Source organism: Streptomyces longwoodensis (assembly GCF_001514125.1).
GTDB lineage: Bacteria > Actinomycetota > Actinomycetes > Streptomycetales > Streptomycetaceae > Streptomyces > Streptomyces longwoodensis.
The window spans coordinates 184,046-201,189 of record NZ_KQ948563.1; the positions used below are offsets into that span (position 1 = coordinate 184,046).

Here is a 17,144-nt window from a genome sequence, read left to right on the forward strand (position 1 = left end):
AGGGGGTCCTCAGCCCTTGGCGTACGTCAGCTTCTCCCCCGTGCTCGTGTTCACCCGCTGCAGCCGCCCGTCCGACAGCAGCGTGACCTCGGTCGGCGCCCCCGGGGTGCACGAGGTCCGCGGCTCGCCCGTGGTGACCTTCGAGGGCCCGATCTCCAGCGGGCCGTTCCCGGTGGGCCGCGCCGCCAGGGCCGCGGAGAACTCGCAGTGGTAGTCCGCCCCCTCCGCGACCAGCGTGAGCACGGCGTCGCCCACCTCCCCCTGGACGAGGGTGAGCCGCCGCGTGTTGGTCCCGCCCGCGTTGTCGATCGTCGTGGTCCACGTGCCGAGGTACCCGTCCGGGACCGCCCCGTCCGTGCTCGCGGAGGGCGACGGCGACCCGGACGCCGACTCCGAGGGCGCCGGGCCGTCCGAGGCCGTGGTGAGCGTCGGAGCGGGTGTCGTGCCGTGCGCCTGGCCGCCCCCGCCGTCGTCCCCGCCCCCGAGGAAGGCGTACACCGACCCCCCGGCGGCGAGCGCCACCACCAGCGCGATCACGACGAGCAGCGCGGTCCGCCCGCCGCGCCGCGGCTCCTCGGCCTCGTCGCCGCCGGGGCCGTGGGGGCCGCCCGGACCGACGGGTCCGGCCGGGTCGTACGACCCGTACGGCTGCGTGACCGGCGGCCCGCCGTGGCCGGTGTACGGCGGCTGCGGCGCGGTCCCGCCGGCGTACGGGTTGTCCGGCACCGGCTGCCCGGTCCAGGCGCCCTGCTGCGGGTAGCCGTAGGCCGGCTGCGGATGCGGCTGGGCGTGCCCGTACGCGGGCGGCGGGACCGGCGCCACCGGCTGCGGCGGCACCCCGACGGGGCCCGGCGCCAGGGCGGCCCGGCCGGGCGAGCCGTGCTCGGGCACCGCCCCCTCCGGGTCCTCCGTGTCGAGCAGCCGTACGGCGTGCCGCCCGAGCTGCGCCACCAGCGCGCCCGGCAGCCAGGGGTCGCGGGAGCGGCCCTCGAAGACGGTGTCCTCGGCGCCGGTGCGCTCCAGGATCCACTCCAGCGTCGGCCGGGCGGCCGGGTCCTTGCGCAGACAGGCCCGGACCAGGTCGGCGAGGCCCTCGGGCAGGCCCGTCAGGTCGGGCTCGCCCTCGGCGATCCGGTACATCAGGGCGTGCGCCCCGCTGTCGGCGGAGCCGAAGGGCAGCCTGCCGGTGGCCGCGTAGACGAGGACCGAGCCGAGGCAGAAGACGTCCGACGCGGGCGTGATCCGCTCGCCGCGCACCTGCTCGGGCGCCATGAAGCCGGGCGAGCCGATCACCGCGCCGGTGCGGGTGAGGCCGTCGGTGCCGGGCGCGCCGGACGTCTCCAGCGCCCGGGCCACACCGAAGTCGATGACCCGGGGCCCCTCGATGGTGACCATCACGTTGGACGGCTTGAGGTCGCGGTGGACGATCCCGGCCGCGTGGATGTTGGTGAGCGCGTGGGCGAGCCCGGCGGCGAGGATGCGCACCGACCGCTCCGGCAGCGGCCCGTGGTCACGGCCCACGACCTGTTCCAGGCTGGGCCCGGCGACGTAGCCGGTGGCGACCCAGGGCACCCGCGCCTCGGTGTCGGCGTCGAGCACGGGCGCGGTCCAGTAGCCGCCGACCCGCTGGGCGTTGCGGACCTCTTGCCGGAAGCGGGCCCGGAACTCCTCGCGGGCCGCCAGATCGGCCCGCACCAGCTTCACCGCGACCGTCCGCCCGCGGTCGGAGCGCGCGAGGTAGACCTGGCCCATGCCGCCGGCCCCCAGCCGCCCGAGCAGCCGGTAGCCACCGATGCGCTGCGGATCCCCCGGTCCCAGCTTCTCCATGGCCGCCCCACCTTCCCCCCACACGTGTGATCGGGGCGAGGATAATCCCGCGGCCCGGGGAGTCGTGCGGCACGGTGTCTACGGTTCCGTAACGGGTGGCCCCGTCGCTCTCGTACGCCCCCAGGCCCCTACGCCCGACAACCTGTCGCGGAAAGCCCGGGTCCGCAGACAGGACGCCGATACCGCTTCCGCATCGCGGACACCTACGCTCGCGGGCATGACCCCTCAGACCGACCCCCGGGCCGGCGCCGCCGTGAAGGCCGCCGACCGCGCGCACGTCTTCCACTCCTGGTCCGCGCAGGAACTCATCGACCCGCTCGCCGTGGCCGGCGCCGAGGGGTCGTACTTCTGGGACTACGACGGCAACCGCTACCTCGACTTCACCAGCGGGCTCGTCTACACGAACGTCGGCTACCAGCACCCCAAGGTCGTCGCCGCGATCCAGGAGCAGGCCGCCCGCCTGACCACCTTCGCGCCCGCCTTCGCCGTCGAGGCCCGCTCCGAGGCCGCCCGGCTGATCGCCGAGCGCACCCCCGGCGACCTCGACAAGATCTTCTTCACCAACGGCGGCGCCGACGCCGTCGAGCACGCCGTGCGCATGGCCCGGCTGCACACCGGCCGCCCCAAGGTCCTGTCGGCCTACCGCTCGTACCACGGCGGCACCCAGCAGGCCGTGAACCTCACCGGCGACCCGCGCCGCTGGGCCAACGACAGCGCCACCAACGGCGTCGTGCACTTCTGGGCGCCCTTCCCGTACCGCTCCCGCTTCTACGCCGAGACCGAGGAGCAGGAGTGCGCCCGGGCGCTGGAGCACCTGGAGACCACGATCGCCTTCGAGGGGCCCGGCACCGTCGCGGCGGTCCTGCTGGAGAGCATCCCGGGCACCGCGGGCATCATGGTCCCGCCGGCCGGCTACCTGGCCGGGGTGCGCGCGCTGTGCGACCGGTACGGCATCGTCCTCGTGCTGGACGAGGTCATGGCCGGCTTCGGCCGGACCGGCACCTGGTTCGCGGCCGACCTGTTCGACGTCGTGCCCGACCTGATGACCTTCGCCAAGGGCGTCAACTCCGGCTACGTCCCGCTCGGCGGCGTGGCGATCTCCGGGAAGATCGCGGAGACCTTCGGCAAGCGGCCCTACCCCGGCGGCCTGACGTACTCCGGGCACCCGCTGGCCTGCGCGGCCGCCGTCGCGACGATCAACGTCATGGACGAGGAGGGCGTCGTGGAGAACGCCGCCCGGCTCGGCGCGTCGGTGGTGGAGCCGGGCCTGCGCGCGCTGGCCGAGCGCCACCCGAGCGTCGGCGAGGTGCGCGGCGTCGGCATGTTCTGGGCCCTCGAACTGGTCCGCGACCGCGAGACCCGCGAGCCGCTCGTGCCGTACAACGCGACCGGCGAGGCGAACGCGCCGATGGCCGCCTTCGCCGCCGCGGCCAAGCGGCACGGCCTGTGGCCGTTCGTGAACATGAACCGCACCCACGTGGTCCCGCCCTGCAACGTGAGCGAGGCCGAGCTGAAGGAGGGCCTGGCGGCGCTGGACGCGGCGCTGTCGGTCGCCGACGAGTACACCGTGTAGCGGTACCGCCCGCACGGGCAGGTCCGCCCCCGGTGCGAACGCGTAAGGTGGCGTGCTCGGAGGACCCAGACGAGCACGCCCCCCGCGGGCGAACGGCCGCGACCACGAGGGAGACGTCCCGCCCATGCCCGGCAGCAGCGGCACCGGTGCCGTGACGCGCAGCACCCTGCGGCAGCAGATCGCGGACGCGCTCCGCGACGAGGTGCTGGCGGGGCGCCTCCAGCCGGGCCGGGCGTTCACCGTGAAGGAGATCGCCGACCAGTACGGCGTCTCCGCCACCCCGGTCCGCGAGGCCCTGGTGGACCTCTCCGCGCAGGGCCTGCTGGAGGCCGACCAGCACCGGGGCTTCCGGGTGCACGCCTACTCGGTGGCCGACCACCGGGGCATGGTCGAGGCCCGCAGCCTGGTCACCGACGGCATGTTCCTCGCCCTGGAGGACGGCCACCCGGGCCTGGAACACCTCGACGACCCGCGCACCGCCGCCGCCGTCGCGGGCGTGCGGCGCCGGGGCGAGGAGGCCCAGCGCGCCGCCTCCGCCGGTGACCTCACCGTCCTCGTCGGCTACGACCTGCGCTTCTGGCGCGAGTTGAGCGCCCTGTTCGGCAACCCCTACCTGGCCGACTTCCTGCACCGGCTGCGCGTGCAGTCCTGGGTGTGCACCGTGCAGCACCTGCGCCGGCCCACCGACCTGCGCGGCCACCTGTGGGCCGGGCACACCGAACTGGTCGACGCCCTGATGGCCAAGGACATTCCCGCGGCCCGCTCGATCCTCACCGCGTACCACGCACATTCCGCCGAGCTGGTCGAGCGCCTCGCCGCCGGATGAGACGGGCGGCCCCGGTGTGGGTATCCCGTGGGGGAAGGGGACCCGTACGACCGTGCCCGCCGCCGGGCGGCACCGACTACGCTTCCCTGACCGTTCTGCGCACCGTACGCACCGAATGAGGAGCCCTCGTTGGCCTGTGACCTGTGGCTGGTACCGCTCGTCGACGTGTTGTGCCACACCCCCGACAACCCGTTCGCCGAGGAACTCGCGCAGTACGACAAGGCGCTCGCCGAGAACGGCCTCCCACCGGTCCCGGTGTACCAGTACATGCCGGGCCTGTCCGGCGAGGTCGCCCCGGTGGCCGGCTTCGACTACGACGCACTGCACTTCCTGCGCCGCGCCTACCTGCTCCAGGTGTGCCGGCTGCCGGTGACGCCGGTCGACGAACTCGGCGGCGACTACGAGCAGTTGCTGGAGATGTTCGAGACGACGGCCCAGCAGTCCCACCTGGTGTGGCACTACGACCACGCGGGCGCCTACGTCCCGGTGGACTTCGCCCACCCGCTGTCCAACGACGACCTGCTGGCCGGGGGCGGCCCGCTCGGCTCCTCGCAGGCACTGCTGCGCGAGCTGGAGCAGGTCGCCCCGACCATCGGCATCGACCCGGCCAACCCCCCGGCGGCCCCCCAGGCCCCCACCGCTCCCACGGAGTTGGAGGAGCCCGCCGTACCGGCGCCGTACGACCCCAGCCCGTTCGCCCGTGAACGCCACGTCTGGCTGGGGCTGCACGCGGCGGCGACCCGGTCGCTGGCGCAGGGCTCGATGATCGTGTTCAGCTGACCCGGGGCGGGATCAGCGCAGTTGGGACAGGCCCCGCTGCAGGTCGTCCGCGTTCATGATGGGACACCTCGATCTCGGCGTTCAACTGCATGAAGAACGGCTCGCCGGTGGGCGGCATCTCGGAGCTGTCCTGCATGTCGAGGACGAGCAGGGCCGTCCGCTTCCCGCCGATGGCGCCGAAGTAGGCGGCCTCCGGCTTCAGCATGTCGAGGGTCTCCCTCATCATCTCGGGCATCTTGCCGCTGCGGATGGCCTCGTTGGCCTTCTCCGTGTCCATGGTGGCCTTCATCAGCACGCGCATCGTGATCACCTTCTTCTGGCCGACGCACGCGAGTACGGGGTCGGAATATGCAGAAATAAGACGTTCGGCGCGGTTGGTGAAGGGGTGGCGGACGCGCCCGGCGAGCGGGCTCACAGGCGGCCGATCAGGGTGATCTCCGGGGGCCACAGCACGCCGCTCGCCAGCAGCAGCGAGGGGCCGAGGTGCACCGGGCACACCCGCAGCGGGGGCCTGTCGTGGCGGGCGACCTCGAAGACGGCCGGGTCGGAGCAGTCCGTGCCGTCGCTCCGGTCACCGTCACCGCCGTACGGTCCCCGGCACAATGCGCTCCGGTGGACGCCCATGAACCGATTGTCCCCCGGTCGGCGCGCTGCCGCCCGGGGGACGATCCGGTGCTGCTCCGGGCAGCGGCTACAGGAACGAGTTGATCTCGATCGTCTCGTCCCGGCCCGGGCCCACGCCGATCGCGGAGATCGGGGCGCCGGACATCTCCTCCAGCGCCTTGACGTAGTTCTGGGCGTTCTTCGGCAGGTCGGAGAACGACTTCGCCTTGGTGATGTCCTCGGACCAGCCCGGCAGCGTCTCGTAGACCGGCTTCGCGTGGTGGAAGTCCGACTGGGAGTACGGCAGTTCCTCGACCCGCTTGCCGTCGATCTCGTACGCGACGCAGACCGGGATCTGCTCCCAGCCGGTGAGCACGTCGAGCTTGGTGAGGAAGAAGTCGGTCAGGCCGTTCACGCGGGTCGCGTAGCGGGCGATGACCGCGTCGAACCAGCCGCAGCGGCGGTCGCGGCCCGTGGTGACACCCCGCTCGCCACCGATGCGGCGCAGCGCCTCGCCGTCCTCGTCGAACAGCTCGGTCGGGAACGGACCGGCGCCCACCCGCGTGGTGTACGCCTTCAGGATGCCGATGACCCGGCTGATCTTCGTCGGGCCGACGCCGGCACCCGTGCAGGCGCCGCCCGCGGTCGGGTTGCTGGAGGTCACGAAGGGGTACGTGCCGTGGTCGATGTCCAGGAGCGTGCCCTGGCCGCCCTCGAACAGCACGACCTTGTCGTCCTCCAGCGCCTGGTTCAGCACCAGCACCGTGTCGGCGACGTACGGAGCGAGCTTCTCCGCGTAGCCCACCAGCTCCTCGACCACCTGGTCGACGGCGATGGCCCGCCGGTTGTAGAGCTTGGTCAGGATCTGGTTCTTGACGTCGAGGGCCGCCTCGACCTTCTGCGTCAGGATCGACTCGTCGTACAGGTCCTGCACACGGATCCCGACGCGGTTGATCTTGTCGGCGTACGTCGGGCCGATGCCGCGCCCGGTGGTGCCGATCTTGCGCTTGCCGAGGAACCGCTCGGTGACCTTGTCCACCGTCACGTTGTACGGCGTGATGATGTGAGCATTGCCGCTGATCAGGAGCTTGGACGTGTCGACGCCTCGCTCGTTCAGACCGCTCAGCTCGGAGAGCAGGACCGACGGGTCGACGACGACGCCGTTGCCGATGACCGGCGTACATGTGGGCGAGAGGATTCCGGAAGGGAGGAGGTGGAGTGCGTACTTCTGGTCGCCGACGACGACCGTGTGGCCGGCGTTGTTGCCGCCCTGGTAGCGCACTACATAGTCCACGGAGCCACCGAGCAGGTCGGTCGCCTTCCCCTTGCCTTCGTCACCCCACTGAGCACCGAGCAGCACAAGTGCGGGCACGCGCGTACACCCCTTCCGGGCGGGGCATGTCCAAGGTCAGGGGCGTGGGCGTAAGGTACACCGCCGCGTGCCACCGCGACCGTCGTTGGCCGCACAACCGTCGGACCGGATGCCCCGGAATAGACGAAGCCCCTGGCGCAATAGCGCAAGGGGCTCTTGCACAAAGATGCTACCCGAGGAAGCGAGGCAGGACCGAGGTGGCGACTTCCGCGATGTCCGAACAGTTGCTGGTGGTCGTCGATCCGGTCGCCCGGCGGACCGACGGAGAGTCCGTCCGCATCGCGAAAGACGTGCTCAGCGCGGGTGCGGCCACCAAAGTGTGCCTGCCCGAGGACGCCGAGGAGTTCACCCGCGCCCTCACCCGGCGCGGCTCGCGCCGCCCGGTGGTGATCGGCGACGACCGCTCCCTGGTGCGCGCGGTGTCGCTGCTGCACCGGCGCCGCGAGCTGTCCGGGTGCGCCCTGTCGGTCGTCCCGGTCGGGCCCTGCCTGTCCGTGGCCCGCTCCCTGGGCGTCCCCGCGGGCACGGTCGCCGCGGCCCGGGCGGTCCTGGAGGGCAGGGAGCGCCGGCTGGACGTCCTGGTCGACGACAGCGACGGGGTGGTCCTGGGCGCCCTGCGCATACCGTCCGTACCGCTGACGCCCGCCTACGGCCCCGGTGAGCCCGCCGGGTCCCACCCCTGGCTGCGCACCTGCCAGTCCCTGGTCCGCACCCTGGTCCCGGCCCGCCCCCAGCGGGTCGCCCCGGCGCCGGCACCGGCCCCGCCCCGGCTGCGCGTCGAGGTCGACGACGAGACCCTGGTCGACCTCGGCCTGCCCCTGGAGGCGGTCTCGGTGACCCCGGGCGCCGCCGGCCTCGCCCACGTCGAGGTCCGGCCCCTGTCGGTCGGCGCGGAGGCGTCCCCGCTGCTGGCCCGGGGCCACCGGGTCACGGTCTCCGGCCCGGACTTCCGCTACCGCGCGGACGCGACCGAGGCGGGCCCGGTCCGCCGCCGCACGTGGACGGTGTGGGAGGGGGCGTTGGGGTTGGTGCTGCCGGAGGGGTGAGGGCGGGTCGAAGGGGCCGGGGCCCTATGCCGGGGGTGGGGTCGCCGGCGGGTGCCGGTCAGCGGAGCTCGACGGGCAGGCCCTCCAGGCCGCGGATCACGAAGTTCGGCTTGCGGGCGGGGTTCGCCGCGAGGGTGAGGGTGGGGGTCTTCGTGAGCAGGGCGGTCATGGAGGCGGCCAGTTCGATGCGGGCCAGGGGGGCGCCGATGCAGTAGTGGATGCCGGCGCTGAAGGAGATGTGCGGGTTGTCCGCGCGGGTCAGGTCCAGGCGCTCCGGGTCGGTGAAGACGGCCGGGTCGTGGTTGGCGGACCCGAACAGCAGGGCCACCTCGGCGCCCTTCGGGACGGTCGTGCCGTCGATCTCGATGTCCTCCAGCACCCAGCGCTCGAACAGCTGCAACGGGGTGTCGTACCGCATCAGCTCCTCGACCGCCGACGGCACCAGCGCGTGGTCGGCACGCAGCGCGGCCAGCTGGCCGGGGTGGCGGAACAGCGCGTACCAGCCGTTGACCGTGGCGTTGACGGTCGCCTCGTGACCGGCGTTGAGCAGCAGCACGGCCGTCGAGATCATCTCCTGCTCGGTGAGCCGGTCGTCCTCGTCGTGGGCGGCGATGAGCCCGGAGATCAGGTCCTCCCCCGGCTCCGCGCGCCGCGCGGCGATGAGCCCGCGCAGGTAGTCCGAGAACTCCACCGACGCCCGCACGGCCCGCTCCGCCGTCTCCTCGGACGGGTTCAGCTCGTACATCCCGCAGATCGCGGCCGACCACGGCCGCAGCAGGTGCCGGTCCCCCTCCGGGACGCCCAGCATCTCCGCGATCACGGCGACGGGCAGCGGCTCGGCGACGTCGGTGAGCAGGTCCCCGCCGCCCCGCTCGCGCAGCCCCTCCACCAGCTCCCCGGCCAGCCGCTCCACGTAGGGCCGCAGCCGCTCCACGGTCCGCGGCGTGAACGCCTTCGACACCAGCCGCCTGATCCGGGTGTGGTCCGGGGGCTCCAGGTCCAGCATCCCGTGGTCGTTGAGCGTGTGGAACGGCTCGTGCTCCGGCGGCGGCGCCGTCCGCCCGAACTCCTCGTGCGCGTACCGGTGCAGGTACGTCCGCCCCAGCCGCCGGTCCCGCAGCAGCGCCGACACGTCGGCGTGGTGCGGCACGAGCCACTGGTCGGTGGCCTCGAAGTACCGCACCCTCCCCTGGGCACGCAGCTCGGCATAGGCGGGGTACGGGTCGGCCACGAACGCCGGGTCCCACGGATCGAAGGCAACCATGCGGGGACGCTACCCGCCCGGCCCCCCACTGACCAGGGGGTTCCCTCATCCCGACCTGCGCTGTCCCGCCCGGCTACCCCGGCGTCACCAGCCGCGCCTCGTACGCGAACACCGCCGCCTGGGTACGGTCCCGCAGCCCCAGCTTCACGAGGATCCGGCTGACGTGGGTCTTGATCGTCGACTCGGCCACCACCAGCCGCTCCGCCATCTCCGCGTTGGACAGGCCCTGGGCGATGAGGATCAGCACCTCCGTCTCCCGCTCGGTGAGGTCGCCGTAGGCGGCCTGCGCCGCCGGGGGCAGACGGGGGGTGTCCCCGAGCTTGGAGAACTCGGTGATCAGCCGCTTGGTGACCGAGGGCGCCAGCAAGGCCTCTCCCGCCGCCACCACCCGCACCCCGTCGGCCAGCTGCCGCGCCGAGGCGTCCTTCAGCAGGAACCCGGACGCCCCGGCACGCAGCGCCTGGTAGACGTACTCGTCCAGGTCGAACGTGGTCAGCACCAGCACCTTCGCCGTGGTGTCCGAGGCCACGATCTCCCGGGTCGCCTCGATGCCGTTCAGCTCGGGCATGCGGATGTCCATCAGCACCACGTCGGGGGCCAGCTCCCGGACCCGCCGCACCGCCTCCCGCCCGTTCACCGCCTCGCCGACGACCTCGATGTCCGGCATCGCGTTGAGCAGGACCGAGAAGCCCTCGCGGACCATCATCTGGTCGTCCGCGACCAGCACCCGGATCGTCACGCCTCCTCCTCGCCCGTGGACCGCGCCGGCAGGAACACCGTCACCTCGTAGCCCCCGGCCTGCGTCGGACCGGCCGTCATCTCGCCGTCCAGCATCGACACCCGCTCCCGCATCCCCGTGATCCCGTGCCCGGCCCCCGGCGAGGGCCGCACCTGATCCGGCGCGGGGGGCGCGGAGTTGACGACGCGCAGGCCCAGTCCGCCGAGGACGTAGGCCACCTCCACCCGGGCGCCCGCGCCCGGCGCGTGCCGCAGGGCGTTGCTCAGCGCCTCCTGCACGATCCGGTACGCCGACAGCTCCACCCCCTGCGGCAGCTCCCGCACCGCCCCGGTCACCGTCTTGCTGACGTCGAGGCCCGCCTCCCGCACGTTGGCCAGCAGGGCGTCCAGGTCGGCGAGCGTGGGCTGGGGGGCGTCCGGCGCCTCGTAGTCCTCGGCGCGGACCACGCCCAGCACCCGGCGCAGCTCGGTCAGGGCCGCCACCGCGTTCTCCCGGATGGTGGCGAACGCCTTCTCCAGCTCCTCCGGCGGGTTCTCCACCCGGTAGGGCGCGGCCTCCGCCTGGATGGCGACCACCGACATGTGGTGGGCGACCACGTCGTGCAGCTCGCGGGCGATCGTGGTGCGCTCCTCCAGCAGGGTCCGGCGGGACCGCTCGTGCGCGGTCGCGGTGCGCTGGGCGGTCACCTCCTGCCGGGCGTCGCGCCGGATGTGCCAGACGGTGACCGCCAGCAGGGCGATCGCGGAGACGACCAGCATCGGCGCGGTGTTGGAGCCGTAGTCGTCGCCGCCGCCGAACAGGAACTCCGCGACGAAGCCGTAGGCCCCCGTGAGCGCCCACATCCAGGCCGCCGTGCGCGGGCGGGTGCGTATCGCGACGATCGTCAGCACCGCCACGTGGGACACGCCCGAGCCCGGCAGCCACGGCCAGTCCAGCAGGGAGCCGCTGAGCACGGTCACGACCGTGGTCACCACGAAGGACAGCCAGAAGGCGCCGACCGGGCGGATCAGGGTGAGCAGCACCGGCACGGCGACCAGCACGCCGGCGAGCGTCGAGCCCACACCCCCGCCGGTCGAGGCCCACCCCACCAGCAGGGCGAACACGGCCACGCCCGCCACCAGCCAGTGCGGCGTCCACAGGGCGCGCTGCCGCAGGCGGGGCGTGAGGCGGCCGGTGATCGGGCCGTCCACGCTCATCGCGGGCAGCGGGCGGTAGGCGAACGCGTCGTGGAACAGGTCCTGGCGCAGGCCCCGCAGGGCGCCCGCCGCGAGCCGGTACTCCGGGCTGCGCGGTCGGCCGCCCGCCGCGGGCGGGGCCGTCTGGGTGTGGGTCGTCTCGGTCACGCTCCCCAACGTAGAGGCGGCGGGAGGTCCCCGGCGTCACCAGTGAGAGGGGTCCTGCGGCATCCGTCTCAGGTACTACGGGTCCTGCGGCGGCGCCCTGGGGGGCTCAGTTCCCCGACGGGCGCACCAGTCCCGACTCGTACGCGAACACCGCCGCCTGGGTGCGGTCCCGCAGGCCCAGCTTGACCAGGATGCGGCCCACGTGGGTCTTCACCGTCTGCTCGGCCACGACCAGGTGCCGGGCGATCTCCGCGTTCGACAGGCCCTGCGCGATCAGCGTCAGCACCTCCGTCTCGCGCTCGGTGAGGTCGCCGACGCGTTCCTTCAGCGGCGGGCGGGGCGTGCCGTTCAGCCGGGAGAACTCGGTGATCAGCTTGCGGGTGATCCCCGGCGCGAGCAGCGCGTCCCCGGCCGCGATCACCCGGACCGCCTCGGCGAGCTGGTCGGCGGAGGCGTCCTTCAGCAGGAACCCGGACGCCCCGGCGCCCAGCGCGTCGTACACGTGCTCGTCCAGGTCGAAGGTGGTCAGCACCAGGACCTTGATGTCCGGTGTGGCCGCCTTGATGCGCCGGGTCGCCTCGATGCCGCCGAGCTCGGGCATCCGGATGTCCATCAGCACGACGTCCGGGAGCAGGGCGGCGACCCGCTCGACCGCGTCCAGGCCGTGCACCGCCTGGCCGATCACGTCGATGTCGGGGTAGGCGTTGAGCAGCACGGTGAAGCCCTGCCGGACCATCTGCTGGTCGTCGGCGATCAGCACACGGATGGTTCCGGCGGTGGGGCCTTGGGCGGGAGCGCCGGTGGGACCGCCGGCGGCACCTCGGGCGGGATCGGTGGCGGGGCCCTGGGCGGGGTCGGTGGTCGGGCCGGTGGTCATGGGGTCTCGTCTCCTGTCGGGGGCGGGTCCGGGAAGAACAGTTCCATGCCGTCCGGCGGTCCGGCGTCCTCCTCCGGTCCGGTGGGCCGGGCGGTGCCGTCGCGCGGCAGGAAGGCGAGCACGCAGAAGCCGCCGTGCAGCGTGGGGTGCGCGGTGACCCGGCCGCCGAGCATCGCCGCCCGCTCGCGCATGCCGAGCAGGCCGTGCCCCACGCCGGGTCCCGCGCCGAGTCCCCCACCGGCTTCGCCACTGCTGGGCCGCCCGGCGGGCCGGGGCGGACGGGAGTTCGTTATCTCCAGGCACAGGCCGTCCGGGCGGTGCGTGAGCTCCACGCGCACCCGGGCGCCCGGCGCGTGCCGCATCGCGTTGCTCAGCGCCTCCTGCACGATCCGGTACGCCGACAGCTGCACGCCCGGCGGGTACACCGGCGCCGGCCCCCTGACCTCGCTGACGACGTCCAGGCCGGCGGCCCGGGTGTTCTCGATCAGCGCGTCCAGCCGGTCGAGGGTGGGCTGCGGGGCGTCGGCCGCGGCGCCGCCGCCGGCGCCGAGCCCGTACGGGTCGTCGGGGTTCTCCGAGCGCAACACACCCAGCACCCGGCGCAGTTCGGCCAGTGCCTCCAAGGCGTTCTGCCGGATGCCGTCGAGGTTCTCCCGGAGTTCCCGCGGCGGGTTCTCCACCAGGTGGGGGGCGACCTGGGCCTGGATGGAGATGACCGACATGTGGTGCGCGACCACGTCGTGCAGCTCACGCGCGATGCGGTTGCGCTCCTCCAGCAGGGTGCGCCGGGCGCGCTCCTCGGCGGTGATGCCGGCCTGCTCGACGAGCTGGTGGCGGGCCACGCGGCGGCCGCGCAGGGCGGTGCCGAGGACGGTGACACCGGCGAACAGCGCCACCCCGAGGGCGCCGGTCGGCGTGTAGGAGGCGCCGCCCAGGACACCCTCCAGCCCGTACGTGACCAGCGCGGTCACCGCCAGGACCTCGGCGGACACCCGGGTGGGCAGGCGCAACGCCAGCAGGAACAGCACCAGGCACTGTGCGACCAGGCCCGGCGGCCCCCATGGCCAGGGGGGTTCGATGCCCGCCGGCCCGAGCATGTTCTGCCGGGCGCCCAGCGCCACCACCACGGTCACCACCGTCGACAGCCACCAGGCCGGCACCGGCCGCCACAGCGCGAGGGCCACCGCGACGCCCTGCGCGGTCGCGCACAGCAGCCCGAACTGCGGGCCGAGGCCGTACCGCTCCACGAACTGGTCCGTGTCGGCGACCGCCACCCCGAACGCCACCAGGCAGACCAGGCCGTGCGGCAGCCAGCGCAGCCACACCGACGGCGGCAGCGGCGCCGCCCGGAGCGTCCACAAGTCCTCGCGCAGCACCCGCAGTCCACGGGTCAGCCGCTTCTCCACCCCGTCCACCCCGTCCATCCCCTCCACCCTATGCACGGCGCACCGCCTCCCCGGCGGACCTGTCCGACGCCCGCCCCACCCGCACCACGCGGCTCCCGCCCGCGGAACGGGCCCGGCGGGACCGCCCCCGCTCGAACCCGTGGAACGCCGCCCAGCACACCGCCAGCGCCAGCGCGAACACCGGCAGCCACAGCAGCCGGGCGGCCCCCCAGGTCATCCCGTCCGGCACCGTGTGCAGTCCGGGCAGGCGGCCGGCCGCCAGAGCGGTGGCCGTGGTCGCCATCATGGCCGTCTGGTGCCACAGGAACACCGTCATCGCCGACAGGTTCACCAGCGCGACCGCCGCCCACGGCACGGGCCGGCGCAGCGCCCGCCGCAGCCGCTCCCGCAGCAGCAGCGCCAGCCCGCACTGGGCCAGGCCGAACGTCACCGCGGCCAGCGTCGGCGGGTTCAGGTTGGAGACCGCCGCACCGGGCACGCCGACCATCGACGCGGGATAGCCCGCGCAGGCAACCAGCAGCGCCGTCGCCAGCGCGCCGCCCGCCAGCAGCACCCAGCCCGCACGCGGACGCTCCAGCTCGCCCCGGGTCCACGCCGCGCCCAGGGTGTACGGCACCAGCCAGCCCGCGGCCAGGTTGACCCAGCCGAGCCGGTCGGGGCCCCCGAGGCCGAAGCGCACCAGGTCGACGTGCAGGACGACCGCCAGCGGCCACAGCGGGTTCAGCCGGGTCAGCAGCGGGGTCGCCGCCGTCAGCACCGCGAAGACCAGCAGGAACCACAGGGGTGACAGCGCGAGCTTCAGCACCGTGTGCAGGGTGACGAAGGACGCGCCCGTCAGCAGCAGCCCCAGCACCACCACCGCCCACACCCCCAGCACCGCGGCGACCGGCCCGAACAGCCGCGCCAGCCGCGCCCGCAGCCACGCGCCGTACGACGTGCCCCGGGCGCGCGCCGAAGCCAGGCTCTTCGTCGCCACGTGCCCGCCGACCATGAAGAACACCGCGAGCGTCTGGAACACCCAGGAGACCGGGGCCAGCCACGGCAGGTGCCCCAGCGGGCTGGCGGCGCGCAGGGTGCTGCCGTCGGCGACCAGGGCGGTGACCAGCCAGTGGCCGAGGACCACGCCGAGGATCGCGCAGGCGCGCAGGGCGTCCACCGCGCGGTCGCGGCCGGGCGGGGTGGCCGCGTCGATCCGTACGGCCGCCCGCCGTAGCCGCGCCCGCAGCGCGGATGCCTTCGTGCCTGGGGTCGTCCTACGCACGGGTCACCTCCGTGGTGCTGCCGAGGACGATCCGGGCGACGTTGGCCAGGGAGGCGGAGCCCGGCGCGAAGTAGTCGCTGTGGCCGCCCGGTCCGGCGGCGAAGACGTCAGCACCGAAGGACGGGGACACCGGGTCGGTGCCGAAGCCGACGGTCGTGCCGAACAGGTCCGCGCTGACGTGAGGGACGTGCGCCACCCAGTCGTCGGCACCCCGGGACGCCCACACCCGCGCCCGGGTGTGCAGGCCGGCCGCGGTGTCCGCGCCCGTGCCCGGACTGCCGAGCAGGACCAGGTCGCCGACGTCCGCGCCGGTCGCCGTGCGGGCGCACACCACCGAGCCGTAGGAGTGGCACACCAGCGTCAGGCGGGCGCCGGGGCCCGTGACGCCCCGCAGTTCGCGCAGCAGGTCCCTCAGGCGCGGGGCCGCTTCGTCGGCGCGGGCCGTGGTCGTCACCGCCGTGCTGACCGTGCCCGGCGTGCGGTAGCCGAGCCAGGCGATCACCGCCGTACCGGTGCCGGGCGGCGCCGTCCGGGTGAGCCGGTGGTGCAGGGACGCGGCGGCCGTGCGCAGGCGGGCGTAGGTGTCCAGCGAGGTGTCGGAGCCCGGGACCAGCACCGCCACCCGGTCGGCGTGGGCCAGGTCGCCGAAGACCTCGGTGACCAGGCCGGGCCCGCGCCCGTCGAAGGCCAGCAGGGCGCCGCCCGGGGCCGCCAACGCGCGCTCCGCCGCCGCGCGGTGACCGTCGCCGTGGGCCGCGGCCATGCGGGAGGCCAGCGCCGCGTTGGCCCGGTTGGCGGCGTACGCCTGCGTCAGTGTCGCCGCGGTGACCGGGGCGAGGGTGGCCGGACGGGGAGCGGGGATGCCGGGACGGGCCGCGCCGGACAGGGGGACGACCAGGGCGGCGACCACGAGGGCGGCGAACAGCGCCCGCAAGGGCCGCAGGGGCCGCAAGGGTCGCAGGGGTCGCAGGCGGGGCCGGTCCCGCGCCGCGTCCCCGCGCACCTCCCCGTCCCGGTTTCGGCCCCCGACGGCACCCGTCCCCCGGCCCGCTTCCCGGGTCGCCCCCGCACCCGTCGCCCCGCCCCTCCCCGCGCCCGTCACCGCGCCCATGCCCGTCGACCTCCCCGCCCGCCGGGTCCGCCCATCGGACCGCTCTGGCTGGGAAGTTACGGATCAGCGCACGTCGTTCGCGTCCCACCGCAGAGCTCTTCCGCGACGTAGCTCTCAGGTACTACGGGTACGACAGGGGGCACGCACCCGGGCCAACGGCGAAGAGGCCGCGCGTCACCACGCCAGCTGGGCGATCTCCTCCGCCACCACCGCACACGCGTCCGCCACCGGGTCGACCAGCGGGAAGTGGCCGACGTCCGCCAGCAGCGTGAGCCCCACGACCTCGCCCGCCTTGGCCGCGGCGTCCGCGTACGCCTCGGCGACCGCCTGGGGAACGACGCGGTCGGCGCGCCCCTGGACGAGCGTCGTCGCGATGCCGGTCGGCAGCAGCAGGGCCGGGTCGGCGTACGGCCGCCGCTGCTCGAAGAGGTCGTCGGCGCCCAGCAGTTGGCGCGTGGCGCCCCCGCACACGTCCAGCTTGTCCGCGACGGCGAGGTCGGCGATAGGGGCCAGCGCGACCACGCCCCGCAGCGGCGCCGGGCGGTCCGTGCGCCACGGGGCGTCGGCGGGCAGGAGGTGCCGGGCCGCCGCCCACAGCGCCAGGTGACCGCCGGCCGAGTGCCCGACGAGGACCGTCCGGCGGGGGTCGCCCTGCGGCAACACCTCCCGCACGAGCGCGGGGAGGGCGTCGAGGGCGGCGGCGACGTCGTCGAAGGTCTCGGGCCAGCGGCCCGCGGCCGGGGCCGTGCCCACCGCGCCCGCCGTGCCCGCTGTGCCCGCTGTGCCCGCCGTGCCCGCCGTGCCCTCGGGGGTGTCGCCGCCCCGCCGGTACTCCACGCTGGCCACGGCGAAGCCGCGCCGGGCCAGGAAGTCCGCGAACGGGGTGACGTGGCGCCTGTCGTGCGCGGCGCGCCAGGCCCCGCCGTGCAGGACGACCACCAGCGGCACGGGGCCACCGGGGCCGACCTGCACGCGCGGGGCGTAGAAGTCGATGACCTGGTCGGGCAGGTCACCGTAGGGGGCGGTGGCGTCCGGATCGACGGGCGGGTGCGAGAAGGCCGACCGTTCCTCGGCGGCGGCCCGGGCTGCGGCGACGTCGTCCGGCATGCTCCAACC

At 74.4% G+C, this 17,144-nt stretch carries 15 protein-coding genes and 1 pseudogene; 4 read left to right on the forward strand and 12 right to left on the reverse strand.

From position 1 onward, the window contains the following. Window positions 1-9: 9 nt before the first annotated feature. Complete coding sequence (locus AQJ30_RS32215; protein WP_067240948.1) at window positions 10-1,827, reverse strand: serine/threonine-protein kinase; 1,818 nt, start codon at window positions 1,825-1,827, stop codon at window positions 10-12. A 217-nt stretch (window positions 1,828-2,044) separates the two neighbouring features. Here AQJ30_RS32215 and AQJ30_RS32220 point away from each other — a divergent pair, with 217 nt between their 5' ends. From AQJ30_RS32220 to AQJ30_RS32230, 3 genes are all read left to right on the forward strand, one after another. Next, a complete protein-coding gene (locus AQJ30_RS32220; protein WP_067240950.1) occupies window positions 2,045-3,400 on the forward strand; it encodes an aspartate aminotransferase family protein in 1,356 nt (451 codons plus the stop codon). Window positions 3,401-3,524: 124 nt separating this feature from the next. Beyond that, window positions 3,525-4,226, forward strand: coding sequence for a GntR family transcriptional regulator (locus tag AQJ30_RS32225; RefSeq protein ID WP_067240952.1), 702 nt, complete (start codon window positions 3,525-3,527; stop codon window positions 4,224-4,226). A 129-nt stretch (window positions 4,227-4,355) separates the two neighbouring features. Further along, on the forward strand, window positions 4,356-5,006 hold the full coding sequence (locus AQJ30_RS32230; RefSeq protein ID WP_067240954.1) for a hypothetical protein: 651 nt from the start codon (window positions 4,356-4,358) through the stop codon (window positions 5,004-5,006). Window positions 5,007-5,018: 12 nt separating this feature from the next. Here the strand turns inward: AQJ30_RS32230 and AQJ30_RS32235 are convergent. From AQJ30_RS32235 to AQJ30_RS32245, 3 genes and pseudogenes are all read right to left on the reverse strand, one after another. After that, window positions 5,019-5,307, reverse strand: a pseudogene (locus AQJ30_RS32235) (hypothetical protein). A gap of 110 nt (window positions 5,308-5,417) precedes the next feature. Then, window positions 5,418-5,630: a hypothetical protein gene (locus AQJ30_RS32240; protein WP_067240955.1), complete on the reverse strand. Its 213-nt coding sequence runs from the start codon at window positions 5,628-5,630 to the stop codon at window positions 5,418-5,420. Window positions 5,631-5,697: 67 nt separating this feature from the next. After that, window positions 5,698-6,981, reverse strand: coding sequence for an adenylosuccinate synthase (locus AQJ30_RS32245; protein WP_067240957.1), 1,284 nt, complete (start codon window positions 6,979-6,981; stop codon window positions 5,698-5,700). A gap of 212 nt (window positions 6,982-7,193) precedes the next feature. Between AQJ30_RS32245 and AQJ30_RS32250 the strand changes: the two genes are divergently transcribed. Continuing rightward, entirely contained in the window at window positions 7,194-8,027 is an 834-nt protein-coding gene (locus AQJ30_RS32250) for a diacylglycerol kinase family protein (RefSeq protein ID WP_067240959.1), read from the forward strand. A gap of 58 nt (window positions 8,028-8,085) precedes the next feature. Here AQJ30_RS32250 and AQJ30_RS32255 read toward each other — a convergent pair whose 3' ends face one another. The 8 genes from AQJ30_RS32255 to AQJ30_RS32290 form a co-directional block, all read right to left on the reverse strand. Further along, window positions 8,086-9,291, reverse strand: coding sequence for a cytochrome P450 (locus AQJ30_RS32255; protein WP_067240961.1), 1,206 nt, complete (start codon window positions 9,289-9,291; stop codon window positions 8,086-8,088). A gap of 73 nt (window positions 9,292-9,364) precedes the next feature. After that, the gene (locus AQJ30_RS32260) at window positions 9,365-10,030 is read right to left on the reverse strand and encodes a response regulator (RefSeq protein ID WP_067240963.1); all 666 of its coding nucleotides are present in this window, start codon (window positions 10,028-10,030) and stop codon (window positions 9,365-9,367) included. Then, window positions 10,027-11,373 (reverse strand): sensor histidine kinase, encoded by a 1,347-nt coding sequence (locus tag AQJ30_RS32265; RefSeq protein WP_067240965.1) that lies wholly within the window; start codon window positions 11,371-11,373, stop codon window positions 10,027-10,029. Before AQJ30_RS32265 ends, AQJ30_RS32260 begins: the two co-directional genes overlap by 4 nt. 106 nt (window positions 11,374-11,479) lie before the next feature. Continuing rightward, complete coding sequence (locus tag AQJ30_RS32270; protein ID WP_079084440.1) at window positions 11,480-12,250, reverse strand: response regulator; 771 nt, start codon at window positions 12,248-12,250, stop codon at window positions 11,480-11,482. Continuing rightward, window positions 12,247-13,674, reverse strand: coding sequence for a sensor histidine kinase (locus tag AQJ30_RS32275; RefSeq protein ID WP_079084448.1), 1,428 nt, complete (start codon window positions 13,672-13,674; stop codon window positions 12,247-12,249). The genes AQJ30_RS32270 and AQJ30_RS32275 overlap by 4 nt, the downstream gene beginning before the upstream one ends. Window positions 13,675-13,684: 10 nt before the next feature. Further along, a complete protein-coding gene (locus AQJ30_RS32280) occupies window positions 13,685-14,917 on the reverse strand; it encodes an acyltransferase family protein (RefSeq protein WP_067240967.1) in 1,233 nt (410 codons plus the stop codon). Beyond that, window positions 14,910-15,869 (reverse strand): alpha/beta hydrolase, encoded by a 960-nt coding sequence (locus AQJ30_RS32285; protein ID WP_245727224.1) that lies wholly within the window; start codon window positions 15,867-15,869, stop codon window positions 14,910-14,912. The genes AQJ30_RS32280 and AQJ30_RS32285 overlap by 8 nt, the downstream gene beginning before the upstream one ends. 333 nt (window positions 15,870-16,202) lie before the next feature. Continuing rightward, entirely contained in the window at window positions 16,203-17,135 is a 933-nt protein-coding gene (locus AQJ30_RS32290; protein WP_067240969.1) for an alpha/beta hydrolase, read from the reverse strand. Window positions 17,136-17,144: the final 9 nt, after the last annotated feature.

What these genes read in the sequence shown, in the direction of transcription:
- AQJ30_RS32215 (WP_067240948.1), bottom strand. Translation starts at nt 1,827, where the DNA reads ATGGAGAAGCTGGGACCGGGGGATCCGCAGCGCATCGGTGGCTACCGG.
- AQJ30_RS32220 (WP_067240950.1), top strand. Translation starts at nt 2,045, where the DNA reads ATGACCCCTCAGACCGACCCCCGGGCCGGCGCCGCCGTGAAGGCCGCC.
- AQJ30_RS32225 (WP_067240952.1), top strand. Translation starts at nt 3,525, where the DNA reads ATGCCCGGCAGCAGCGGCACCGGTGCCGTGACGCGCAGCACCCTGCGG.
- AQJ30_RS32240 (WP_067240955.1), bottom strand. Translation starts at nt 5,630, where the DNA reads ATGGGCGTCCACCGGAGCGCATTGTGCCGGGGACCGTACGGCGGTGAC.
- AQJ30_RS32250 (WP_067240959.1), top strand. Translation starts at nt 7,194, where the DNA reads ATGTCCGAACAGTTGCTGGTGGTCGTCGATCCGGTCGCCCGGCGGACC.
- AQJ30_RS32255 (WP_067240961.1), bottom strand. Translation starts at nt 9,291, where the DNA reads ATGGTTGCCTTCGATCCGTGGGACCCGGCGTTCGTGGCCGACCCGTAC.
- AQJ30_RS32270 (WP_079084440.1), bottom strand. Translation starts at nt 12,250, where the DNA reads ATGACCACCGGCCCGACCACCGACCCCGCCCAGGGCCCCGCCACCGAT.
- AQJ30_RS32275 (WP_079084448.1), bottom strand. Translation starts at nt 13,674, where the DNA reads ATGGACGGGGTGGACGGGGTGGAGAAGCGGCTGACCCGTGGACTGCGG.
- AQJ30_RS32290 (WP_067240969.1), bottom strand. Translation starts at nt 17,135, where the DNA reads ATGCCGGACGACGTCGCCGCAGCCCGGGCCGCCGCCGAGGAACGGTCG.